The 23,305-nt window shown below is 28.0% G+C and carries 25 protein-coding genes and 1 tRNA gene; 24 read left to right on the forward strand and 2 right to left on the reverse strand.

The window, feature by feature from the left end; all coding sequences use genetic code 11:
* Positions 1 to 625: 625 nt before the first annotated feature.
* The 12 genes from ACTCCZ_RS11080 to ACTCCZ_RS11135 all read left to right on the forward strand — a co-directional run bounded on the left by ACTCCZ_RS11080 (position 626) and on the right by ACTCCZ_RS11135 (position 7,021).
* Complete coding sequence (locus ACTCCZ_RS11080) at positions 626 to 1,420, forward strand: ABC-three component system protein (protein WP_079577261.1); 795 nt, start codon at positions 626 to 628, stop codon at positions 1,418 to 1,420.
* The gene (locus tag ACTCCZ_RS11085; RefSeq protein ID WP_079577262.1) at positions 1,421 to 1,654 is read left to right on the forward strand and encodes an ABC-three component system middle component 6; all 234 of its coding nucleotides are present in this window, start codon (positions 1,421 to 1,423) and stop codon (positions 1,652 to 1,654) included. It begins immediately after the preceding gene.
* A gap of 29 nt (positions 1,655 to 1,683) precedes the next feature.
* A complete protein-coding gene (locus tag ACTCCZ_RS11090; RefSeq protein WP_196778245.1) occupies positions 1,684 to 3,333 on the forward strand; it encodes a DUF2326 domain-containing protein in 1,650 nt (549 codons plus the stop codon).
* 80 nt (positions 3,334 to 3,413) lie between these two features.
* The gene (locus ACTCCZ_RS11095) at positions 3,414 to 3,827 is read left to right on the forward strand and encodes a GNAT family N-acetyltransferase (protein WP_079577264.1); all 414 of its coding nucleotides are present in this window, start codon (positions 3,414 to 3,416) and stop codon (positions 3,825 to 3,827) included.
* A 121-nt stretch (positions 3,828 to 3,948) separates the two neighbouring features.
* Positions 3,949 to 4,155 (forward strand): hypothetical protein, encoded by a 207-nt coding sequence (locus tag ACTCCZ_RS11100; protein WP_079577265.1) that lies wholly within the window; start codon positions 3,949 to 3,951, stop codon positions 4,153 to 4,155.
* Positions 4,156 to 4,254: 99 nt separating this feature from the next.
* Positions 4,255 to 4,680, forward strand: a complete 426-nt coding sequence (locus tag ACTCCZ_RS11105; RefSeq protein ID WP_079577266.1) for a hypothetical protein — start codon at positions 4,255 to 4,257, stop codon at positions 4,678 to 4,680.
* A gap of 108 nt (positions 4,681 to 4,788) precedes the next feature.
* Positions 4,789 to 5,124, forward strand: a complete 336-nt coding sequence (locus tag ACTCCZ_RS11110; protein ID WP_228145278.1) for a hypothetical protein — start codon at positions 4,789 to 4,791, stop codon at positions 5,122 to 5,124.
* A 104-nt stretch (positions 5,125 to 5,228) separates the two neighbouring features.
* Complete coding sequence (locus tag ACTCCZ_RS11115) at positions 5,229 to 5,492, forward strand: hypothetical protein (RefSeq protein WP_079577268.1); 264 nt, start codon at positions 5,229 to 5,231, stop codon at positions 5,490 to 5,492.
* Between the two features lie 190 nt (positions 5,493 to 5,682).
* Positions 5,683 to 5,811 carry a hypothetical protein gene (locus ACTCCZ_RS11120; RefSeq protein WP_265734229.1) on the forward strand — a complete coding sequence of 43 codons (129 nt, stop codon included), beginning with the start codon at positions 5,683 to 5,685 and terminating at the stop codon, positions 5,809 to 5,811.
* 23 nt (positions 5,812 to 5,834) lie between these two features.
* A complete protein-coding gene (locus ACTCCZ_RS11125; protein WP_079577269.1) occupies positions 5,835 to 6,044 on the forward strand; it encodes a DUF2905 domain-containing protein in 210 nt (69 codons plus the stop codon).
* Between the two features lies 1 nt (position 6,045).
* Positions 6,046 to 6,402 (forward strand): DCC1-like thiol-disulfide oxidoreductase family protein, encoded by a 357-nt coding sequence (locus tag ACTCCZ_RS11130; protein ID WP_079577270.1) that lies wholly within the window; start codon positions 6,046 to 6,048, stop codon positions 6,400 to 6,402.
* A gap of 61 nt (positions 6,403 to 6,463) precedes the next feature.
* The gene (locus ACTCCZ_RS11135) at positions 6,464 to 7,021 is read left to right on the forward strand and encodes an LOG family protein (protein WP_079577271.1); all 558 of its coding nucleotides are present in this window, start codon (positions 6,464 to 6,466) and stop codon (positions 7,019 to 7,021) included.
* Between the two features lie 24 nt (positions 7,022 to 7,045).
* On the opposite strand, the gene ACTCCZ_RS11140 is transcribed toward ACTCCZ_RS11135, so the two are convergent.
* Together ACTCCZ_RS11140 and ACTCCZ_RS11145 are read right to left on the reverse strand one after the other, a co-directional pair.
* Positions 7,046 to 7,540 (reverse strand): type II toxin-antitoxin system antitoxin SocA domain-containing protein, encoded by a 495-nt coding sequence (locus ACTCCZ_RS11140; protein ID WP_079577272.1) that lies wholly within the window; start codon positions 7,538 to 7,540, stop codon positions 7,046 to 7,048.
* 3 nt (positions 7,541 to 7,543) lie between these two features.
* A complete protein-coding gene (locus ACTCCZ_RS11145) occupies positions 7,544 to 7,798 on the reverse strand; it encodes a hypothetical protein (protein ID WP_079577273.1) in 255 nt (84 codons plus the stop codon).
* Between the two features lie 171 nt (positions 7,799 to 7,969).
* On the opposite strand from ACTCCZ_RS11145, the gene ACTCCZ_RS11150 reads away from it, so the two are divergent.
* The 12 genes from ACTCCZ_RS11150 (at position 7,970) to ACTCCZ_RS11205 (ending at position 23,017) form a co-directional block, all read left to right on the forward strand.
* Positions 7,970 to 8,416, forward strand: a complete 447-nt coding sequence (locus ACTCCZ_RS11150) for a protein tyrosine phosphatase family protein (protein WP_079577274.1) — start codon at positions 7,970 to 7,972, stop codon at positions 8,414 to 8,416.
* A gap of 91 nt (positions 8,417 to 8,507) precedes the next feature.
* Positions 8,508 to 9,617 (forward strand): homoserine O-acetyltransferase MetX, encoded by a 1,110-nt coding sequence (gene metX / locus ACTCCZ_RS11155; RefSeq protein ID WP_079577275.1) that lies wholly within the window; start codon positions 8,508 to 8,510, stop codon positions 9,615 to 9,617.
* The gene (locus ACTCCZ_RS11160; RefSeq protein WP_079577276.1) at positions 9,614 to 9,823 is read left to right on the forward strand and encodes an exodeoxyribonuclease VII small subunit; all 210 of its coding nucleotides are present in this window, start codon (positions 9,614 to 9,616) and stop codon (positions 9,821 to 9,823) included. The genes metX and ACTCCZ_RS11160 overlap by 4 nt, the downstream gene beginning before the upstream one ends.
* Before the next feature lie 57 nt (positions 9,824 to 9,880).
* The gene (gene radC / locus ACTCCZ_RS11165) at positions 9,881 to 10,546 is read left to right on the forward strand and encodes a RadC family protein (RefSeq protein ID WP_079577277.1); all 666 of its coding nucleotides are present in this window, start codon (positions 9,881 to 9,883) and stop codon (positions 10,544 to 10,546) included.
* 92 nt (positions 10,547 to 10,638) lie between these two features.
* Complete coding sequence (locus ACTCCZ_RS11170) at positions 10,639 to 12,564, forward strand: type I restriction-modification system subunit M (RefSeq protein WP_079577278.1); 1,926 nt, start codon at positions 10,639 to 10,641, stop codon at positions 12,562 to 12,564.
* Positions 12,551 to 13,798, forward strand: a complete 1,248-nt coding sequence (locus ACTCCZ_RS11175) for a restriction endonuclease subunit S (RefSeq protein WP_079577279.1) — start codon at positions 12,551 to 12,553, stop codon at positions 13,796 to 13,798. Before ACTCCZ_RS11170 ends, ACTCCZ_RS11175 begins: the two co-directional genes overlap by 14 nt.
* A 10-nt stretch (positions 13,799 to 13,808) precedes the next feature.
* A complete protein-coding gene (locus ACTCCZ_RS11180; RefSeq protein WP_079577280.1) occupies positions 13,809 to 14,822 on the forward strand; it encodes a PDDEXK nuclease domain-containing protein in 1,014 nt (337 codons plus the stop codon).
* A gap of 70 nt (positions 14,823 to 14,892) precedes the next feature.
* Positions 14,893 to 18,285 (forward strand): type I restriction endonuclease subunit R, encoded by a 3,393-nt coding sequence (locus tag ACTCCZ_RS11185; protein ID WP_079577281.1) that lies wholly within the window; start codon positions 14,893 to 14,895, stop codon positions 18,283 to 18,285.
* 87 nt (positions 18,286 to 18,372) lie between these two features.
* Positions 18,373 to 19,053: a HesA/MoeB/ThiF family protein gene (locus ACTCCZ_RS11190; protein WP_191282169.1), complete on the forward strand. Its 681-nt coding sequence runs from the start codon at positions 18,373 to 18,375 to the stop codon at positions 19,051 to 19,053.
* A 114-nt stretch (positions 19,054 to 19,167) separates the two neighbouring features.
* Complete coding sequence (gene carB / locus ACTCCZ_RS11195; RefSeq protein WP_079577282.1) at positions 19,168 to 22,410, forward strand: carbamoyl-phosphate synthase large subunit; 3,243 nt, start codon at positions 19,168 to 19,170, stop codon at positions 22,408 to 22,410.
* Positions 22,410 to 22,853: a Sua5 YciO YrdC YwlC family protein gene (locus ACTCCZ_RS11200; protein WP_079577283.1), complete on the forward strand. Its 444-nt coding sequence runs from the start codon at positions 22,410 to 22,412 to the stop codon at positions 22,851 to 22,853. Before carB ends, ACTCCZ_RS11200 begins: the two co-directional genes overlap by 1 nt.
* A gap of 88 nt (positions 22,854 to 22,941) precedes the next feature.
* Positions 22,942 to 23,017, forward strand: a tRNA-Glu gene (locus ACTCCZ_RS11205).
* Positions 23,018 to 23,305 lie beyond the last annotated feature (288 nt).

Genomic DNA, 23,305 nt, shown 5'->3' on the forward strand with positions numbered 1-23,305 from the left:
AGTGTTTATTTATTGTTTCGGAGAAGTTTTGTAACTGTTTGAGCATAATAAATATGCTGGGAGCATATTTTTATGTAAGTTTTCTCAAAGAGAGTGCAAGCACAAGACAAAACAGAAATAATAAATAATAAGCGAGGGAACCTTCGGCTTCGAAACCTGTGGGTTGTTTTTATTTTACTTTTTTCAATAAAAAAGTGAATATTTAGAATTTATCTCTCATATATCTAGTAATTTCTTTCCCATTTTTAACTCCTGATATACTTAGCATTTTGTTAAACTATTACAATTTTTAACCAATATCAGAACATTTTGATAAGATATTAAACATATTGGTAATAATCTAACAAAAATAATTATACCAAGTATAAAAAATATTACATATTGTAATATATTATTTATTATTTTATTGATATCGCTATATTTATAGGACTTTATTTAAGTTAATATCATAACATTAAAAATGTAATCCTATTAAGTAATTTTATGGATAATTAATATATAATGTATTATTAATAAATAGTTATGTATGGAATGCAATATGCTGAAAGTTATGATAAAAAATAAAGCTATAAATGAATATATTAAAATAAGTATATCTTTTGAAAATATAATATGAGGGACAAATTTGAGAAGCAAAGCTAGAGACTATTCACAACAAACATTAAAAAAACTATTTGCCCTTTCTGGTAATCAGTGTGCTTTTCCAGGTTGTACACATACTCTTGTTAATCAAGAAAATGCTAAAGATTCAAATATTTGCCATATTGAAGCTGCTAAGAAAGATGGTGAAAGATACAGAGAGACTATGACAGATAAAGAAAGAGCTGACTATGAAAATCTAATTCTATTATGCGTACAACATCATGATGAGACAAATAATGAAGATATTTATACTGTAGAAGTTTTAAAAGATATGAAGAGAAGTCATGAAAGTAGTATTCTTACCAGAAATATGAATAAAAATCCTTCGATGTTGATAAATACAATTAATGCAATTTCTGAAATTGATATTGTAAATATAGATAAAAATAAACAGATTAACCCTTTTAATCCAAAAGACAAAATTGACTATAATTCTATAAAAAGAAATGTTGCTTTAATAAATGAATATAAAATTTACTCTTCTAAAATAAATTCATTGTACGATGAATTAGAACAACAAGGTTCTATAAAAAAAGAAAAACTATTAGCTTCAATAGAATTAATATATACAGAAATCAAAGGTAATTATGTATTAGATTCTACAAATCCTATGGAAATAATAAAGAGTAATGCTGATAATATAATAGATGATGTGTATGAGACATTAAATGCGAAGGTGTCAGAATCTAGTTTTTGGGAAGAAGATATAGTTTTAGGAATAAGACTGATAATGGTAGATGCATTTATGCGGTGTAAAATACTAGAGGAACCTAAATAGATGATAGTTAGTAAAGATATAAATCCAGAAAGAGATTTTTATTATTTAGGTGCAAAAACAATTAAAGTCTTAGCCAGTATTAATGACAAGGATATTGATTTTTTTAAAGTATATTCTGAATTAAATAAGTCTGAAAATATTTCCATTAATTTGTTTGCACTTACATTAGACTGGCTATACCTTATTGGTGCAATTGATAAACCTAGAAAAGGAAATATAGTTAAATGTTTTTAAAAACACTCACAATACATAATGAAAATAGCTTGATAAGAGAAATTAATTTTCATAAAGGTATTAATTTAATAATTGATGAAACAAGTTCAGATAAGAAAATAAGTTCTGGCAATAGTGTTGGGAAAACTACAGTATTAAGATTGATTGATTTTTGTCTTGATGGATCAGGTGAAAATATTTATATTGATCCTGAATTCAAAACAACAAATCAGACTGTTGAAGCTTTTTTAAAAGAAAATAATATACTTATTACTTTAACATTAATAGAAGACATTGACGATGATATGTCTAAACAAATTGTGATTCAAAGAAATTTTTTAGCAAATAGTAAAAAAATACAAACCATTAATGGGGAGAAGACTACAAATGATGAATTTTCAAAAAAATTAAAAGAACTTATTTTTGAAACAACATCTGAACAACCAACATTTAAGCAATTAAAGTCAAAAAATATAAGAGATGAAAAAAATAAATTGATAAATACTATTAAAGTATTATCGCCTTATACAACAGCAGTGGCATATGAAACTCTACATTTATTTTGGTTTGGAGTTGATATAGATTTATCAAAAGACAAATTAGTGCGTGATAAAAATCTTGAGACTAAACTTCAAACAAGACTTAGAAAAGAAAATAATTTACCGAAAATAAAACAATCATTAATAGTAATAAATAAAGAAATTGCAGAACTAACAAAAAAGAAGGATCTTTTTAATTTAAATGAAAAATATGATGAAGATTTAAATGAACTTACGACTACTAAATTTAAAATCAATAAATTATCTAGTGAATTGTCAAGACTAGAATTAAGAAAAGAACTTATTCTTGAAAGTAAAGTAGATTTAGAAAAAGATATCGCTAACATAGATACAACTCAAATAAAAAGAATGTATGAAAAAGCTAAAGCTTTCATACCTGAAATACAAAAGACATTTGAAGATACTTTAGTATTTCATAATGAGATGATTCAACAAAAAATACAATTTATTACTGAGGAATTACCTCTCTTAGAAAGTCAAATTCAAGCTGAAAAAAGAACTTTAAATAATTTTTTAATTACAGAAAGAAGATTGTCAGAAACATTAAATAAATCTGGTGCAGTTGAAGATCTTCAGGACGTTATACATAAGTTAAATTCATTTTATGAGAAAAAAGGGCATTTTGAAGAACAAAAAAGACTATGGGAAGCATCGATTAAAAATTTAGATGATATAAATAAGAAGCTAGATAATATAAACGATAAAATATATTCAAAAGATGATTTAATACAAAAAAGAATAGCGGAATTCAATGAAATATTTTCAGATATTTCAAGTAGATTGGATGGTGTTCATTCAGTGTTAAGTGCTGATAATCCTGATGGAGTCTATAAATTCATGATTGATAGTCTTGAAGGAAACTTAGGAACAGGTAGCAAAAAAAGTCAAATGGCTTCTTTTGACTTAGCATATATAAAATTTGCAGATACATTAAATATACCTTGCCTACATTTCATATTGCAAGACCAAATTGAGAATGTACATTCTAATCAAATTACTAATTTATTTACAGATATTGTAAATGAAATAAATTGTCAATATGTTTTACCTGTACTTCGTGACAAACTACCTACCGACATGAACATAAAACCTTTGGAAGTTATATCGCTTTCTCAACAAAAGAAACTTTTCAAAATCTAATAAAATACATAACAAAACCTAGCACCGAACAGGTAGAACTGTCGGTGAATTCAACCGTTATATAAGAAAAGGAACATAACTTGAATATCGAATATAAACTAAATCAAAATATTACATCATCAGAATTTATAGAGGTTTTAAAAAACTCAACTCTAGGCGAAAGAAGACCTATTGATGATTTGAAAACAATCAAAGGTATGATTGAAAATGCAGATATAATCGTAACGGCTACAATAGATGACAAAATAATTGGTGTTGCAAGAGGAATTACTGATTTTAATTATTGTTGTTACCTATCAGACTTGGCAGTAGATGAACAATATCAAAAAAACGGTATTGGTAAAAAACTCATTTCAAAAGTTCAAGAACAATTAAATGATAAATGTAAAATTATATTGCTCTCAGCACCTGATGCAACAGAATATTATCCAAAAATTGGATTTACTCAACACAATTCAACTTGGACACTTGGAAGACAAGATAAATTAAACTAAAATTAGAGAATAGGGGGTCAGTTGCCACCTTAAGTTACAAACTAAAAAACAAATAAGAGGTTTTCTATTTTTTTATTAATTTTTCACTACAATACGAAACTCAAAAATTCAAGGCTAAAAAATGGCAAAAAGTCAAAACAATAACAGTGTAAAAAGTTCAAAAGTTGATTTAGTTAAACTAAGTAGTAACTCTACTCCAAAAGCATTTTCTAAAGATACATCAGTAAAAGAGCAAGTTGTAAATGCAAGAAAAGCTTCAAGTCAAAACAAAGAAAAAGCAAAGAAAAAAGCTAAAATGGCAAAAAAATCTAGAAAAAAAGCAAGATAGTATATCCCTATAGTAATATAAGTGAATTTTTAAATAAAATTTATAAAGCTTTTAATAAATTTAAAAACTCGCTATAATGCCTAAAATATAAGGATATATATGCCAAAAGGTAAAAAAACAGTTATTAAAGAAATAAAACTATTAGAAAATGACGAAATTCTAATAAATGGAAGAGAATATGTTATTCTTGAAACAACAAAAGATATTCAAACAGCAAAGACTATGAAAGTATCTTCAAATGGAAATAGAATATTAAGATTTGATGATGAAAATAAAAAAGCTAGAATTGATTTAAAAAGATCAATAGATATTTATAAAATAACTTTTAAAGATGAACAAAGAGCAAAACAGTTTGCTAAAAGCAAAGACAAAAAACTAATCTTAGCAGATGATACTAAAGAGATTATCTCAACTGCAAACTCATCTATACAAGCTCGTTCTATTATCTCTAAATTCCAAGATAAAAAAAGTAAAGATTATGACAAGCAATTAGGTGTAAATACTTTTTATTTATTTGAAGAGTAAACTCTATAGCAAATCAAATTACAATATGTAATATTTTTGATACTTTAGTTTTAATTGTTGTATACTTTTGTAAATAAAACAGAGGTTACTACAATTAGAAAGAAGGATATGAAAGTGCAAGGTAATATAGAAGTAACATACAAAATAGTAAATAAAAACGATTTAAATTTAACTATTAGTTTAGAAGAACTCTTGAAAAATGAAAAAATAGTAAAAGCTATAAAAAGTGAGTTTGCAAAAGGATATCGAAATATTGATATTAAAACTGATTCAGATTTAAGCGATAAAATTAAAGTTGAAACTATAAAGAAGCATTACTCTTTTAGTGCTTTAAAAGATGATTTTGCAGATATTATTGCTCTTGCTGAAGATCATGCTACAAATAATAAGCTACTAAAAAAAGACTCTTTTGTTGAACTTGTAGATATAAAAACAGTTGAATAGTTTTTTGATTTAAAAAAAATAATCTTTATTGTTCTTTTGGATTTTATAATGGTCTAACTTTTATAATAGTAAGATTTAGTATATAAATAAGAATTGGAATAATTATGTTAAAAAATAATAAATATATCAATAAAATTAAGTATTACTATAAGTTGGCAAAAGAAAAAAAGATTGATAGCTATATGATACTTGCTGGTGCAGCTGGTGTATTACTTGGATTAGTTTGTTCAATACCTATTATAAACAAAATATTTGCTTGGTTTATACTGTTTGGAGTTGTAATAAAACTATATGATTTTTCAGAAGAGATAGAGAGAAATATAGTTCCATACGATTTTAATCGTTTATTGCCACCACCAAAAAAATAATATATTTATGAGTATATAATCTAGTTAATTTTAGTTGACTAATCTCTTTATGGCTGTAAAATCTATATTTTACAGCTATTTCCTATCTTAAGTTTCAAGTCTTGTATTATTGTATTAAAATTATAAATATATTTATTAACAAAGATTAAATATTTAATTGTTATCATATTCAAAATATTGTGGAGAGCTTATGAAGAATATTTTAGTTATTGGTATGGTTATTGTTGCTATTGGTTATATGTTTGTTATGATGAAAAATAATTATGACAATGTAAAACAAACAAATGAAAAAATCAGTCAACAAAAGAAAATAAAATAAGACTTGAAGTAAAGGAGTTTTATATGGAACGTTGGTTTATTTTAGCGGGTTTAGCTCTTGTTTTGGTAGGTTTGATTTTGCGTTTTATTCCAAATGTTTTTAGTTGGTTTGGAAAACTTCCAGGAGATATACATATAGAAACTGAAAGCACAAAAGTAATGTTTCCTTTAACATCAATGATATTAATAAGTATTGGATTATCTTTAGTAATAAGCCTTATTAATAAATACTAAAATGAAAGATATAAAACTTTACTATGATAAAGATTGTCCTTTTTGTTCAAAGTATGCTACTTTTTTAAAACTAAAAGAAAATCATAAACTAACTATTTATAATGCAAGAGATAATAAAGAGTTGATGAATGATTTTTATAAAAAAGGTTTTGATATCAATAGGGGCTTTATTATTTTGATTGATGATTTAGTTTTGATTCAAGGAAGTGATGCTTTAGCTTATCTTGATAATATTGCAAAAAATAGATTATTTATTTTTAGAAGTTCAAAACTAATGTTTTTTATATATCCTATTTTCAAGTTTTTGAGAAAAATAATACTCTTTTTACTAAGAAAAAATACAAATATTAGAAGTTGATTTATAGTTAAGTTAATTTGACTATAATTTATGCCTATTTATAAAATAAAGGAAAATTATCATGAGAATAGCTGTTTTTTGTGGCTCAAGTGCTGGAAATAATGAAATATATATAGAAGAGATAAAAGCACTTGGAGAGTTTTTTGCAAAAAATGACATAGAGTTAGTTTATGGTGGTGGAAAAGTAGGACTTATGGGTGCAGTTGCAAATAGTGTTATGCAAAATGGTGGCAAAGTTTATGGTGTTATACCTGAAAAACTACAAGAAAAAGAGCTTGCACACACAGGTATTACAAAACTAAAAGTAGTAAAAGATATGCATGAAAGAAAAGCAGAAATGGCAGCAAATGCAGATGCCTTTATTGCTTTTGCAGGTGGAGCTGGAACTTTAGAAGAGATTTTTGAAGTTTGGACTTGGGCTCAACTTGGATTTCATTCAAAGCCTTGTGTATTTTTTAATATAAATGGATTTTATGATAGTTTATTTGATATGATAAATAACATGGTAAAAGAAGGGTTTTTAAAAGAAGAGTATGTAAATATGCTAATTAAAACAGATGATAAAAAACAGATGTTAAAAGCTATCGAAAACTATAAATCACCAAATCAAAAGTGGTAACAAAAAGAGTGAAAAACACTCTTTTTAAATAATAGCTTCACCTTGTGGTGTTGTTCTTACAAGTTCAATTTGAAATGTATCATTTGCTATATTTCTTGGGCTTGTATCTTTATATTTTTTAACTATTTTTCTAATAGTATCTAGCTCTTCTTTTTCAAAAAGTGAACTGTCAAACTCTTCTTCAACTTTGATAAATCTTAATTCTGTATGAGTCTTTTTACTAATTGTTTCAATATCTATATACTCAAGAAGTTCTCTAATTAAAAATAGCATTTCATCTTCTTCATCTAAATCTTCATTGTTTTCAATAATTGTAAAGATTTCTTGCATGATTTTAGGAGTTGGTGCTCTTTTTTCTTTGATATAATCATCTGCAAATATTTTTTCGCCATTTTTTTGTAAGTTCTCATAATCAACCAAAAATAGAAGTGTTGAAACTTTCTTTTGATTTATAAATTGTGCATCTTTTTCTAACATATATAGTATAAAGTTTGCAATTTTTGTAATATCAAAACCCATAAATTAGATGTCCTCTTCATGTAGTTGCATCTCTTCTAAAACAGCAAGAATTTCAACAGCTTGTTCTTGTGTTAACTCATCTTTTGCAATTGCTCTTAATGTCTCTTCGAAATATTTTTTTAAATCTTTTAAGTATTGAAGTTCTTCTTTGTCTTCATCATTTTTGATGTTTTTTGATACTTCAATAATAGTTTCATCTAACTCTAAAAGTGCGTCATCTTCTAATAAATCTTTTAACTCTTTGATTTTTGTTGTCAAGTTTATTCCTTTGTCTTTTTTGAAAGTATAACTAAATAAAAATGATAAAACTAGTAAACATTAAACCCAAAACATAACTTTTGCTAAAATTACAATTATAATAGCTAAAATAAAAATTGATTTTTGTCAACTTCTTTAGATATAATGAATCATCTAACAAAAGGAAGCAACATGGATACTATTTTAAATTACATTATGATAAATGAAAATATCTCTACATCAGGTCAGCCAACAGAAGATGAGCTTAAAATGATTGCAAATAATGATTTTAAAGTAGTTATTAATCTTGCATTGTGCGACTCATCTTTAGCTTTAGAAAATGAAGATAAGATTGTAAGTGATTTAGGTCTTACTTATATTCATATACCAGTTGATTTCCAAAATCCAGAACTAGAAAACTTGAAGATTTTTCTAAATATACTAAATGGTTTTGTAAATGAAAAAGTCTGGATACATTGTTCAAAAAACTATCGTGTTACATCATTTATGTATGTTTTTCATAAATACTTTTTAAAAACACCTTTTGAACAAATCGATTTGTCAATGTTTGATTTTTGGACTCCAAATACACAATGGCAAGACTTAATGAAAATCTCTTTTGAAGAGTTACAAGCATAAAATAAAAGTCTCTTTTATGATAGAATTTGGTACAATTTCCAAGTTTATAATAAAATAATAATTAAATATACAAAAAAATATGGGATATATTTTGAGAATAGAGACAAAAATAGCAAAATTTACCAGCCCTTTGTATCTTGAAAGTGGTAGGATTTTACAATCATATGATATTGCTTATGAAACATATGGAGAGCTAAACGAAGATAAATCAAATGTAATAGTAATATGCCATGCATTAGCAGGGAGTCATCACGCAGCAGGAAGATATGCAGATGAAGCTAAGCCTGGTTGGTGGGATAAGTTTATTGGTGATGGAAAGGCTGTTGATACAAGAAAATATTTTGTAATTTGTACAAATAATATTGGTTCATGTTTTGGTTCAACAAGCCCTATGAGTCCAAACTATCCAAGTAAAGAGCCTTATAGATTTAAGTTTCCAGTACTTGCAATCTCAGATATTGTAAAAGCACAAAGAAACCTTTTTGATTCATTGGGGATTTATCATGCAAAAGCAGTAATTGGAGGTTCAATGGGTGGAATGCAAGCACTATGCTATGCGATTGAACATCCTGAGTTTTCAAAAACAATCATACCCTTGGCAACAACTGCATATACAAGACCTTGGGCAATTGCAATAAATAAAATAGCAATGGAAGCTGTAAGACATGACCCTGCATTTAACAACGGTCATTATGATAAAAAAGATTTGATAGCAAATGGACTTCCAGGATTAGCAATAGGAAGAATGGCGGGACTTATAGCATATCTTAGTCCAAATGTATTTAATAAAAAATTTGCAAGAAATTATGCACATACAGATGGTTTGTATGAACTTTTTGGACGCTTTGAAGTTGAAAGATATTTAGAATATAACTCTTATAGCTTTCCAAAAATATTTGACCCTTTATCGTATTTGTATATTTGTAAAACAATGAATATATTTGATGTGGGAAGAAACAAAGATAAAATAGAAGACTCTTTTTCTAAAATCAAAGGAAAATTACATCTTATATCATTTTCAGATGATATGCTATTTTTTCCAGAAGAGATGGAAGAGATATATGATATTATGTGTAAAATTGGTAAAAAAGATCAAGTAACATATAAGATGATAGAGAGTCAATCAGGACATGATTCTTTTTTAGTAGAAGTTGATAAATTTGAAGATTATGTAAAAGATATATTAGAGGATAAAATATGAATGAAGAAAAACAAGAAGAAAAGTTAGCATTTGAAGAAAAGATCTTAAAAGCAAAAGAACTTTTAGAAAAATTAAATAGCCAAGATATAACACTGCAAAACTCTATTGAAGTTTATAAATCAGGAGTAAAAGAGCTAGAAGAAGCTCAAAAACTGCTTGATGAAGCAAAATTAATATTTACTACAAAAGAGAAAGATAATAACTAAAATTATTATTTAATAAAAACTTAGCTAAACTTTTCCAAGTAAATTTTGGAGAAGTTTATGAAAACTACAATAAAAAACTTAGAAAATATCGATAAACCAAGGGAAAAACTCAAAAAACTAGGTGCTGATGCACTAAAAGATTATGAACTTATGGCTATACTTTTAGGAAGTGGAGTAAAAGGTAAAGATGTCATAACTTTATCAAAAGAGATAATCAAACTATTTAAATCAGACTTTGAAAATATAAGCTTAGAAACCTTACTTCAAACACATGGCTTAGGAACAGCAAAAGCATGTCAAATAGTAAGTGCAATAAGCTTAAGTAAAAGATACTTAATAAAAAATCAAAATATAAAAATATCAAACTCAAATGATGTATTTGAAGAACTAAAACCATACAAAAACAAACAACAAGAACATTTTTTTACACTATATCTTGATGGAGCAAATCATCTAATAGAAACAAAAGTTATAACAATAGGCACACTAAACCAAAGCTTGGTTCATCCAAGAGAAGTCTTTTCATATGCAATAGAAAAAAGATGTGCAAGTATCATAGTAGCTCACAATCACCCAAGCGGAATACTAAAACAAAGCAGTGAAGATATAAATGTAACCAAAAGATTAAAAGAATCAGGAAAAATACTAGGAATAGAACTACTTGATCACGTGATATTTACAAAAGATGGATTTTATAGTTTTCAAGAAGAGGGTGTTTTATGAATATCATATAAAACTGTTTTATTTTATCCAGTACACTACAAACTTTTTGTAAAATATCTACTTTAAAATAATACAATAGGTTTTATAAATATATGACAACTCAAGAGTTAAAAAAATTAGAAGAAAATTTATGGTCAAGTGCTAATCGCTTAAGAGCAACAGGTGGTATTAAATCAGCCGATTATGCTGTACCCGTACTTGGAATTATTTTTTTAAGATTTGCTGATAATAAATATTCACTTTATGAAAAACAGATTATAAAAGAGTTTGAAGAATCAAAAAATACAATAGATCCTTTGCCTGTAGAAAAAATTGCATTAAGAATTTGTGGCTTTTATCTAGGTGAAAAATCAAGATATGATTATCTATTAAATCTTTCCGATTCAAACAGTATTGCCAAAGCTATAAAAGAGGCTATGGAAGATGTCGAGTCGTGGCAAGATGAAAAGTTTCAAGATATACTTCCAAAAGATAACTACTATGCTATAGAAAAAGAGGATAAAACTATCCTTCCTGAACTTTTAAAAACTTTTTCAGATATCCCAAAAGATGCTAGTGGAGATGTTTTTGGAAAGATTTATGAGTATTTTCTAGGTAAGTTTGCATTAAGTGAAGGTCAAAAAGGTGGAGAGTTCTTTACTCCAACTTCAGTGGTAAGATTTATAGTTGAAGTAATAGAGCCATATAGTGGAAAGATATTTGACCCTGCTTGTGGTTCAGGTGGTATGTTTGTCCAATCTGCCAATTTCTTAGATAAAACAAAACATAAAAGAGAAGATATTTATGTATGTGGTCAAGAAAATGAAACATCAACTGTAAAATTAGCAAAGATGAACTTACTAGTAAATAATCTAAGAGGTGAAATAAAAAAAGCAAACTCTTATGAAGAGAACCCCTTTGAGTCTAAAAACAAATTCAACTATGTGATGGCAAATCCTCCTTTTAATATAAAAGGGGTAAAAGAAGCTACAGTAAAAGATGATAATAGATTTAACTTCTATGGATTACCTAAAAACAAGGGTAAAAAAGATGACAAGATAACAGATGCAAACTATCTGTGGATATCTCTTTTTGCTACTTCACTAAATGAGACTGGAAAAGCAGGGTTTGTTATGCCAAACTCTGCAAGTGATGCAAGAAATAGTGAATATGAAATAAGAAAAAAGATAGTTGATAGTGGTATTGTTGATTGTATGGTTACAATTCCATCAAATATGTTTTATACTGTAACTTTACCTGCAACTCTTTGGTTCTTTGATAAAAGTAAGATTAAAACACCAAGAGAGGATAAAATCCTTTTTATAGATGCTAGAAATATTTTCAAACAAATAGATAGAGCACATAGAGAGTGGACTAGTGAACATATACAAAATCTAAGCACCATAGTAAACTTATACCATGGAAGTGATGAAAAATATAAGAAAAATATCCAAAACTACACTACAAATCTAAAAACAAGTATAAAAGAGTTAGAGCCAATTTTAAATGAGTATAAAAGCTTTTATGATGAATTAGTAAATAAAATTGAGGAGAAAAACTTAGAGCTAAACTATACTACAAATCTTGAAGAAATAAATGAACTTATAAAAGCTATAAAAGAGCAAAACCAAAGCTTGCAAGAGAAACTAAAACCAAGATTGAAGAAACTAAAGCTAACAAAACAAGTAAAGGAGTTAGACTCTAAGCTAGAAGTGTGTGAGGAAAAAATCAAAGAGATAAACTACTGGGATGAAAATATCTCATGGCTTCAAACAAACTTCCCAGAAGCAAAATACCAAGATGTAGTAGGACTTTGTAAAGTAGCAAGTAGGGTTGACTATATAGATGAACATGACTACTCACTAAATGCTGGAAGATATGTGGGAGTAGTTTTAGAAGAAGAAAATATTACAAAAGAAGACTTTAAACAAAAAATATTAAATCTAAATGATGAATTGAATGTGTTAAATAAAGATGCTACTGAATTAGAAACAGCTATTTCTCAAAATATTAAAAAGATATTTAATGAAGTTAAATAAATGTATCTTAACAGATTTAGGTTCTGTAAATAGAGGAAAATCTAAACATAGACCTAGAAATGATGAGTCGCTTTTTGGTGGAGAATATCCATTTATCCAAACAGGTGAAGTGAAATCTGCAAACTTTTATTTAAATACTTTTAGTGAAACATATAATAAAAAAGGTTTAGCTCAAAGTAAACTTTGGAAAAAAGGAACATTACTTATTACAATTGCTGCTAATATTGCAGAAACTGCAATTTTAGATATAGAAGCTTGTTTCCCAGATAGTATAATAGGATTTATACCTTATGAAAATAAAAGTGATGTAAAATTTGTAAAATATTATTTAGATTATATTAAAAGGAAATTACAAATAATTTCACAAGGTACAACTCAAGATAATATGAGTGTAGAAAAGTTAACTTCTATGCCTTTGTTTGTTCCTGATTATAATATTCAAGTAAAAATAGGAAAACTGCTTTCAAATTATGATGATTTAATAGAAAATAATAATAAGCGAATAAAACTTTTAGAGCAGACCGCAGAAGAGCTTTACAGAGAGTGGTTCGTAAGACTTCGATTTCCAAACTATCAAAACACAGAAATAGAAGATGGAATACCTCAAGGGTGGGAAGAAAAAAGGTTTTCAGAGATAATAAAATTGCAAAGTGGGTATGCTTTTAAAAGTGAGAATTTTGAAGAAAAAAGCAGTCAAAGGTTAGTCATTAGAATGGGTAATTTTAAGATAACTGGTGGATTAAAATTTGATTCAAATGTAAAGTATTTAAATGATAATGTAAAAGTTAAAGAACAATATTATTTATCTCCTGGTGATATGTTAATTGTATTATCAGATGTTACGAGAGATGGTTCAATAATAGGAAATGTAGGTATTGTACCTAATAATAATATAAAATATGTTTTAAATCAAAGAGTTTCAAAATTAGTTTTTGATGATTTCCTAAAATATTATTTATATGCCTATTTTAATAGTTTTATCTTTAAAAATTATTGTTTAGCACATGCTGATAGTACAACTGTTCTTAATCTTTCTAATCAAGATTTGTATAAACATAAAATGGTTATTCCTTCAAAAAAAGTAATAGAAGAATTTTCTAATATAATTAAGTTTATCTATGAACAAATTGATTATTTTATAATAAAAAACCAAACCTTAAAAGAGACAAGAAATTTGCTACTACCAAGACTACTAAGTGGAAAACTAGATATTGAAAAGCTAGATATAAACTAAAGGAAAAGCCATGGCAAATGATATTATACAAAGTGAAGATAAACTGTATGAAGATGCTATATCTATAATAGACAGTGGTAGAAAAAGAGTCATAGAGTCTGTTTATAATGAAACTACCAATAGTTATTATGCCTTGGGAAAACTTATAGTTGAGATTGAGCAAAATGGTAAACTAAAAGCAACTTATGGGAAAAAAGTGGTTGAAAACCTTTCAAAAAAACTTACTTTAAAATATGGAAAAGGGTTTTCTACATCTACTTTGTGGGATTGTCAGAAGTTTTACAAAAAACTCCAGTCACTGTCTGGAGTTTTGGATTGTCAAAAAAGCCAGTCAGTGACTGGAGAATTAAGATTTAGATTATCTTTTACTCACTATACATATCTTATGAGACTTGATGATAAAGAGATGAAGTTTTATGAAAGCTATGCAATAGAGCAAAAACTCTCTGTAAGAGAGCTTCAAAAAGCAGTACAAAACAATACCATCTTAAGATTAGAAGAAAAAAAACAAAACTCACAAATATCCCAAATAAAACCAAAAGAGATAGTAAAAGACCCATATATTTTAGATTTTTTAGGTTTAGAAGAGATAAAAACAGGTGAAGAAAAAGTTTTAGAAAACAAACTAATAGAGCATCTTGAAAAGTTTTTGTTAGAGCTTGGTCGTGGTTTTGCTTTTGTGGGAAGGCAGTATCGCTTAACCCTTAGTGAAGATAGTTATTTTGCTGATTTAGTATTTTATAATATCCCATTAAAATGTTATGTCATAATAGAGCTAAAAGCTAGAAAACTAAAACATCAAGACTTAGGACAGTTACAGATGTATGTAAACTATTTTGATAGAGAGATTAAAGATGATAATGATAATAAAACAGTAGGTATTTTACTTTGTAATGATAAAAATGAAAAAGTAGTAGAATACACCCTTCCAAAAGAAAATAATCAAATCTTTGCAAGCAAATATAAACTATATTTACCTACAAAAGAAGAGTTGGTAGAGGAGTTGTCTGGTGAAGGTGATTGATTAAGTTATCTGGAACTACCGGATAACTCTAAATTATAAAAGTTAAATAAACTTAAATAAAGGGTTTAAAATGGCATATATAAACGAAAGTCATATCGAAGATGCAGATATAAAGTTTTTTTTAGAAAATCTAAAATATGACGAGCATATCAATGCTTGGAAGGATGAACTTGTAGGAAGAAGTTCTTTGAAAGAAGTAGTATTTAAAGATAGACTTTCTAATGCTTTAAAAAAACTAAACCCAAATATCCCAAAAGAGTGTTTATATGATGCTATTGAACAAGTAACTAAATCAAGAGTAAGTCAAAGTGAAATAGAAGCAAATAGTGAAGTTTATGAGCTTTTAAAAGAAGGGTATTATACAACTTACAAAAACGATGAAGGCAAAGATGAATCTGTGCAGGTCAAGTTCATAGGTTTTGATAAAGATTCTGTTTATAATGAGTTTTTAGTAGTATCACAATTAACTATTGAAAAATTAAGCTCCACAGGAAAAAGAAGACCAGATATACTTTTATATGTAAATGGTTTACCTTTAGTTATGATAGAGCTTAAACGACCTGATATAAAAGTAAAAACCGGCTATGACAAAAACCTTCAAGATTATAGAGAAGACATACCACAACTTTTTTACTACAATCTTTTTGTTGGTATCTCAAATGGAATTAATACAAGACTTGGAAGTTTCAATGCCCCTTGGGAACACTTCTTTTCATGGACTAAACTAAAAGATAATGTAGAAGATAAAAACCAAAATACCCTTTTAGAGCTTGAAAATAAAAGTATCCACGAAAAACCAAGACTCTCTTTACAAGTTCTTTGTGAGGGTTTGTGTAATAAAACAAATCTAATTGATTATTTTGAAAACTTTGTTTTATATCATAGAAAAAGAGCTAAGATTATTGCAAAAAACCATCAGTTTTTAGGTGTAAATAGAGCAATAGAAAATTTAAAAAATACTCAAGATACAAAACTTGGTGTATTTTGGCATACACAAGGTAGTGGAAAATCCTACTCTATGATTTTTTTCTCTAAGAAAATAAATAGAAAAGTAGTAGGGAATTGGTCTTTTTTGATTATTACTGATAGAAATGACTTAGACGAACAAATCTTTAAAAATTTTGTTGATACACAAACTATAAATCTCTCAACTGATCAAAACATGAAAAACAATGAATACAGAGCCAAAGGAAAAAGTGGAAAAGATGGAAGTAGGGCTCAATTAGAAGAGGCACTAAGCCAAAATAAAAGCTTTTACTTTTCTACTATCTTTAATTTTGGACTAGATAAAGGAAAAGTTTATAAGGAGAAATCCAATAGAGATGATTGGATAGTTATAGTTGATGAAGCCCATAGAAGTCAATATAAGTCTTTAGGTGAAAATATGAAAATAGCATTGCCAAATGCAAAATTTATAGCCTTTACAGGAACACCTATTTTACAAAATGGCTTGACCCAACAATGGTTTGGTGAATATGTATCTGAGTATAATTTTGCTCAAAGTATAGAAGATGGTGCAACAGTTCCTTTATACTATAGAAAAAGTGTTCCAAGTGTAGTTTTAGAAAATGAAGACTTAAGTGATGAAGCAATGGAGATTTTAAATCAATATGATTTAAATGAAGAGCAATTAAATAATTTAAATAGTGAATATACAACTCTTTTTCAAGCAGTAAAAAGAGATGATAGACTTGATGAAATAGCAAAACATATAGTAAAACACTTTCCTGATAGACTTGATGTAAGAGATGATGAAGGAAAAAGAAAACCAATGAAAGCTATGGTTATCTCTATTGATAAATTTACAGCAGTTAGGATGTATGACAAAGTACAACTAGCACTTAAAGAAGAAATAAAAGAGCTTACAAGAGCAAAAAACAAAGTCAAAGATGAAGAAAAAAAAGTTATTCAAAGAAAACTTGATTTTATAAATGAAACAAAAATGGCAGTTGTTGTATCTCTTGAAGGAACAGAAAAACAAGAAAAAGAGAAATTTGCTACACAAGGTCTTGATATAACTGCTCATAGAAAACTTATAAATTATCCAGATGAAGATGGAAGAGATATAGAGGACTATTTTAAAGATGCAAATAATCCTTACAGAATAGTTTTTGTAACTGCTATGTGGATGACAGGCTTTGATGCACCTAGTGTTTCAACACTATATTTAGATAAACCTATGAAAAACCATACATTAATGCAAACAATAGCAAGAGCTAATAGGGTTTATGAAGCAAAGAAAAATGGAATGATAATTGACTATTTTGGAGTATTTAGAAATCTGAAAAAAGCACTTGGTGATTATGCACAAGGTAGTACTGGCAATGAAAATGAAGAAAATCTTCCTGTAAAAGAGTTTGATATGCTAATAAAATTGTTAGAAGAGTCTATAAAAAAATGTAAAATTTATCTAAAAGAGTTTGATATAGATGTAGATAAAATACATGAGATAGGTGAAAAAAGTTTTAAAGAAATAGAGCTTTTCAGAGACTATGCAGATATTATCCTTAAAAGTGATGATAGAAGAAAAGAGTTTAATCTTTTTGTAAATACTATTATTTCACTTTATGATTCGGCAAAACCTGAAATATATAATTATCCTGATTTAAAACAAGAAAGAGATTTATTTACATATCTAAAAGAGATAGTAAATAGAAAACTAGATAGAGATGAAGAGATAAGTAAAGCTAGACGTGAGATAGATGAACTCTTAGATAGAAGTGTTTTAGGAAATAAGGATTTAGAAGGTGATACAAAAATTACGATAACTGATTATAGGCAGATAAATCTAGGTGAGATAGATTTTGAAAAGTTAAAAAAAGAGTTCCCTAAAAAAGCCCATAAAAGTATAGAGTTTACAGATTTAAAAGAGTTTATGGAAATAAAGTTAAAGCAAATGACAGCTAGAAATAAAACAAGAGGAATCTTCTTAGAAGATTTTGAAAAAATCATTGATGAATATAATAACGGAAGTATAGAGGTAGAAGAAGCCTATGAAACTCTTATTCAACAAATTGAAAAGCTAAATGAAGAAGAAAAAAGATACATAAAAGAAGGCTTTAACAGCGAAGAAGAACTTGAAATATTTGATTTACTTAGAAAAGAAAAGCTTACAAAAGATGAGATTTATAAAGTAAAAAAAGCTGCTAAAAGTTTATTAAAAACTTTAAGTGACAAAAAAAGAGAGTTATTTATAGAGAATTGGTATAAAGATAGACAAAAACAAGAATTAGTAGAAGATACAATAAGAACAATAATGCTTGAAAATCTTCCTCAAAGCTATAAAGATGTATTTGTTAGTAAAAAAAATAAAATTTTTAATCATATTCATAACTTAGCTGAACATGGAGATAAAAGATTTCTAAATGATATGATAAATAATAGTGGTTATAATCCTGAAATCTTTGATTCAACAAATGTTGCTCAACCAAAACCAGAGTATAATAGTCAAGTTTTTTATTGATTTATATCATAAAAATTTAATTTTAATGTGTTATTATTATAAACAAATAATAAAAATAAACTTGACTTATTTAATAAGGATTATAACATGAGTGAGATTCATGAGTTTTTTAACAGACAAATAAAACTTTGGGGTGAACAAACACAAGATAGTTTACAAGATAAAAAAGTAGCTATTATTGGTAGTGGTGGACTTGGATGTTCTTTAGGTATTGCACTTGGTGCTTCTGGTATTGGTGAGTTTGCGCTTGTTGATTTTGATGAGGTTGGTGTTCATAATATACATAGACAAATTGGGTTTAAAGTAGGTGATGATGGAAAGTATAAAGCAGAAGTTTTAAAAGAACTTTTAGAATCAAGATGTCCTTATACAAAAGCAACTGCTTATGTTGAGGGTTTTGATGAGTTTGCAAAAAGAGAATTAGAGTTTGATTTAATCATTGATGCAACTGATAACTTACCAACAAGAGCTGCTATAAATGAGTATTGTATAAATCATAAACAACCATGGATTTATGGAACAGTTGAAGAGTTTCATGGTCAAGTTTGTTTTTTCAAAGAAGCATCTTATGAAGCAGTATTTCAAATAAATGACAGAAAGCCAAATGGTATTGCTTGTCCTATTGTAATGCATATTGCTTCACTTCAAGCAAATTTAGCTATTAGATACCTAACAGGACTTCCTGTTAAAAAAGATATTTTATACTATTTATCTTTTGATGAAGAGGGTGTTTTAAACACTAAAAAATTCAACCTTCCAAAAAGTTAATTTAGGTTAAACCCTAAGTTAACTTTATATATAAAAATCTTACATAACCAGTTTATAAGCACTATTTAGATATACTTCCCAAATTTTAACTACATTAATGGGGAACTATTTATTATGCCAAAAAGAGAAGATATCAAGACTATTTTACTTATCGGTTCAGGTCCAATTATTATTGGTCAAGCTTGCGAGTTTGACTACTCAGGAACACAAGCTACAAAAACATTAAAAGAGTTAGGTTATAGAGTTGTACTTATTAACTCAAACCCAGCTACAATTATGACTGATCCTGAGTTTGCAGACAGAACATATATTGAACCTATTACAGAAGAGGTTGTTGCAAAGATTATCAAGCAAGAGAATATTGATGCAATTTTACCAACGATGGGTGGGCAAACAGCTCTAAATGTTGCTACTTCTATGTATGATAAAGGTATGCTAGAAGGAATAAAATTTTTAGGTGCAAATCCAGAAGCTATTAAAAAAGGTGAAGATAGACATCTTTTTAATGAAGCAATGATTAAAATTGGAATGGATTTACCAAAAAGTAAAAACGCATATAATCTTGAAGAAGCTATTGAGATTGCAAAAGAGATAGGGTTTCCTGTAATTAGTAGAGCTTCGTTTACACTTGCTGGTGGAGGTTCTGGTGTTGCTTATAATATGGAAGAGTTTAAATCTCTTGCAGCAGCAGGAATTGAAGCAAGTCCAATCAATGAAATTGAGATTATGGAATCAATGCTTGGGTGGAAAGAGTATGAGATGGAAGTTATTAGAGATAGAAAAGATAACTGCATTATCGTATGTTCTATTGAGAACTTAGACCCTATGGGAGTTCATACGGGTGATTCTACTACAATTGCACCAGCACTTACTTTAACAGACAAAGAGTATCAAGATATGAGAAATGCATCTTTTGCAATTCTTAGAGAAATTGGAGTTGATACAGGTGGTTCAAATGTACAATTTGCCATCAATCCAGAAACTGGAAGAATGATTGTAATTGAAATGAATCCAAGAGTTTCAAGAAGTTCAGCACTTGCTTCAAAAGCTACTGGTTATCCTATTGCTAAAGTTGCAACTTTACTTGCAGTTGGTTTTACACTTGATGAAATTCAAAATGACATTACAGGAACAACAGCATCTTTTGAGCCAGTAATAGATTATATAGTTACAAAAATTCCACGATTTACTTTTGAAAAATTCCCTAAAGCAGACTCTACACTATCAACAGGAATGAAATCAGTTGGTGAAGTTATGGCTATTGGTAGAACATTTAATGAGTCAATTCAAAAAGCACTTTGCTCTATGGAGACTGGATTAGTAGGTTTTGATCCAATTTGTGATGACTTAGAAAAAATCAAAGCAGAAATAAGAAGACCAAACTCTGAGAGATTAAGATACCTAATGGATGGTATGAGACATGGTCTTTCAAATGAAGAGATTTTTGAACTTTGTGCAATTGACCCATGGTTTTTAGGTAAATTCAGACAAATTGTAAATATTGAAAAATCAATAAATGAATCAATCTTAACAGATGAGTTAGCAATGAGAAATGTAAAAGCAAATGGATTTTCAGATGCTATGATTGCTAATCTTTTAGAAAAATCAGAAGAAGAGGTTTATGAAGCAAGAAGAGCTATGAATATTCATTTTGAATATAGTGAAGTTGATACTTGTGCAGCTGAGTTTAAAGCACTTACACCTTACCTTTACTCTTCAACAAATGTACATAGCCTACCAAAAATTGAAAAACCAATAAGTGATGAAAAGAAAGTTCTAATTATTGGTGGAGGTCCTAATAGAATAGGGCAAGGTATAGAGTTTGATTATTGTTGTGTGCATGCTTCATTTGCATTAAAAGAGATGGGAATCAAAACAATTATGTACAATTGTAACCCTGAAACAGTATCAACAGATTATGATACATCAGATGTTTTATATTTTGAGCCAATAGATTTTGAACATGTAAGAAGTGTAATAGAAAATGAAAAACCAGATGGTGTAATAGTACACTTTGGTGGACAAACACCTTTAAAATTAGCAAATGCATTAACAAACGCAGGAGCAAATATCATAGGTACAACTGCTGAAGTTATTGACTTAGCAGAAGATAGAAAAAAGTTTTCTACATTTGTAGAAAAAGCAGAACTATTACAACCAGAAAATGGAACAGCAGTTGAAGTTGAACAAGCAATTGAAATAGCAGAAAAAATAGGTTATCCAGTACTTGTTAGACCATCATTTGTACTTGGTGGAAGAGGAATGAAAATTGTTTATTCAACTGATGAGTTAAAACAATATATGGATGAAGCAGTTTCAGTATCAAATGATGCACCTGTATTAATTGATAAGTTTTTAGATAGAGCGATTGAGTTAGATGTAGATTGTATTTGTGATGGGAAAGAAGTATATATTGGTGGAGTTATGCAACATATCGAAGAAGCAGGTGTTCACTCTGGGGATTCTGCTTGTTCATTGCCACCTGTATCAATTGATGATGAACTTATCAAAGAACTTGAAGATAAAACTAAAAAAATGGCTTTAGAACTTGGAGTTGTTGGTCTTATGAATGTTCAATATGCAATTCATAAAGGACAAATATATCTAATTGAAGTAAATCCAAGAGCATCTAGAACTGTTCCTTTTGTAAGTAAAGCAACAGGTATGCCATTGGCAAAAGTTGCAACTAGAGTTATGTGGGGAGAAAACCTAAGACAAGCTCTTGATGTATATGATAAAAATATAGTTTATGAAGACAATGGTGTATTAAAACCAATATTAAAAGACCATATTGCAGTAAAAGAAGCAGTTTTTCCTTTTACAAAACTTAGTGGTTCTGATATGCTTTTAACTCCTGAGATGAAATCAACAGGTGAAGTAATGGGTATCTCAGATAACTTTGGTGAATCTTATGCAAAAGCACAAAGTGCAGCAAAAAATGACTTACCAACAAGTGGAAAAGTGTTTATTTCATTATGTGATTTAGATAAAGAGTATGCTCCAAGAATTGCACAAGGACTTGTAAATGAAGGCTTTACAATTGTAGCAACAGGCGGAACACACAAAGTAATTAGTGACGCTGGAATTGAGTGTGAAAAAGTTTTAAAAATCAGTGAGGGAAGACCTAATATAACTGACTCTATTACAAATGGAGAAATAGCACTTGCATTAAATACAAGTGATGGAAAAGAGTCATCAAAAGAAGATGGAAAAAATATAAGAAGAACAGTTCTAAAAACAAACACTCCTTATGTTACAACAGCAGCAGCTGCACTAGCTTGTGTAGAAGCAATGAAATCACTAAAACAAAAAGATGGAGTTTCAGTTAAGTCTATACAAGACTTCTTAAACGACTAATGAATTCAAAACTAGTATATTTAGTACAAACAGATACAACAGTTGGCTTCTCATCAACAGATGATGAGAAGCTTTCAACTTTAAAAAAACGACCCACAACACAAAAAATACTTCAAGTAGTAGATAGTTTCACTACGTTAAAACAATTTACAAGAATTCCAAAAAAACATAAAAAACTAATAAGAAAAGCAAAAAAAACTACATTTATTTATCCAAATACACACTCATTTAGAGTTATACCAAAAGATGATAAGTTTTATGATTTTGTAAAAAAGTTTAAAAATATATACTCAACTTCAGCAAATATCACTACAAAAAATTTTGATAAAGAGTTCGCTATTAATAGTGCAGATATAGTAGTTGAAACAAAAGAAGGCTTTAGTGAAACTACATCTTCATCTATTTATTTACTAAAAAAGACTAAACTTAGGAAAATTAGATAAAACTAGTAAAAGATTTTAAAAATAATTTAAATTTTAAAAATATTTAAGCAAAGTAAAATTAAATCTAAAATATAATTTCAATCTTTATGACCCTGTCGTCTAGTGGCCAAGGACCTCAGGATTTCCTCCTGATGACGCAAGTTCAAATCTTGCTGGGGTCGCCAACTGTTTTATGGGCTTTGTAGAACTTTTAATGAATAAAAAAGTTCACTAGGTGATACTTCGGGTGATACTTTTTTTAATGAATTTATATTTTAAATTTTAAAATTACCCTAGTAAGTACACAATTACCCCTTAATATATTTTACAATTACTCCCTAGTAATTATATAGTTACCCCTTAGTAAAATATATAGTTATCCCCCAGTAATTATATAATTACCCCTACATCTTTATATATTCTATTTCACGGTATCTAAATTATATATTTTGCTACATATACAGAGTTACAAT

This window comes from Malaciobacter sp. (assembly GCF_055140965.1).

Coding starts and splice junctions, on each gene's coding strand:
- carB (WP_079577282.1), top strand. CDS start 19,168: ATGCCAAAAAGAGAAGATATCAAGACTATTTTACTTATCGGTTCAGGT.
- ACTCCZ_RS11180 (WP_079577280.1), top strand. CDS start 13,809: ATGGCAAATGATATTATACAAAGTGAAGATAAACTGTATGAAGATGCT.
- ACTCCZ_RS11185 (WP_079577281.1), top strand. CDS start 14,893: ATGGCATATATAAACGAAAGTCATATCGAAGATGCAGATATAAAGTTT.
- ACTCCZ_RS11170 (WP_079577278.1), top strand. CDS start 10,639: ATGACAACTCAAGAGTTAAAAAAATTAGAAGAAAATTTATGGTCAAGT.
- ACTCCZ_RS11130 (WP_079577270.1), top strand. CDS start 6,046: ATGAAAGATATAAAACTTTACTATGATAAAGATTGTCCTTTTTGTTCA.
- ACTCCZ_RS11125 (WP_079577269.1), top strand. CDS start 5,835: ATGGAACGTTGGTTTATTTTAGCGGGTTTAGCTCTTGTTTTGGTAGGT.
- ACTCCZ_RS11110 (WP_228145278.1), top strand. CDS start 4,789: ATGAAAGTGCAAGGTAATATAGAAGTAACATACAAAATAGTAAATAAA.
- ACTCCZ_RS11105 (WP_079577266.1), top strand. CDS start 4,255: ATGCCAAAAGGTAAAAAAACAGTTATTAAAGAAATAAAACTATTAGAA.
- ACTCCZ_RS11175 (WP_079577279.1), top strand. CDS start 12,551: ATGAAGTTAAATAAATGTATCTTAACAGATTTAGGTTCTGTAAATAGA.
- ACTCCZ_RS11150 (WP_079577274.1), top strand. CDS start 7,970: ATGGATACTATTTTAAATTACATTATGATAAATGAAAATATCTCTACA.
- ACTCCZ_RS11160 (WP_079577276.1), top strand. CDS start 9,614: ATGAATGAAGAAAAACAAGAAGAAAAGTTAGCATTTGAAGAAAAGATC.
- ACTCCZ_RS11085 (WP_079577262.1), top strand. CDS start 1,421: ATGATAGTTAGTAAAGATATAAATCCAGAAAGAGATTTTTATTATTTA.
- ACTCCZ_RS11115 (WP_079577268.1), top strand. CDS start 5,229: ATGTTAAAAAATAATAAATATATCAATAAAATTAAGTATTACTATAAG.
- ACTCCZ_RS11190 (WP_191282169.1), top strand. CDS start 18,373: ATGAGTGAGATTCATGAGTTTTTTAACAGACAAATAAAACTTTGGGGT.
- ACTCCZ_RS11100 (WP_079577265.1), top strand. CDS start 3,949: ATGGCAAAAAGTCAAAACAATAACAGTGTAAAAAGTTCAAAAGTTGAT.
- ACTCCZ_RS11200 (WP_079577283.1), top strand. CDS start 22,410: ATGAATTCAAAACTAGTATATTTAGTACAAACAGATACAACAGTTGGC.
- ACTCCZ_RS11140 (WP_079577272.1), bottom strand. CDS start 7,540: ATGGGTTTTGATATTACAAAAATTGCAAACTTTATACTATATATGTTA.
- ACTCCZ_RS11120 (WP_265734229.1), top strand. CDS start 5,683: ATGAAGAATATTTTAGTTATTGGTATGGTTATTGTTGCTATTGGTTAT.
- radC (WP_079577277.1), top strand. CDS start 9,881: ATGAAAACTACAATAAAAAACTTAGAAAATATCGATAAACCAAGGGAA.
- ACTCCZ_RS11135 (WP_079577271.1), top strand. CDS start 6,464: ATGAGAATAGCTGTTTTTTGTGGCTCAAGTGCTGGAAATAATGAAATA.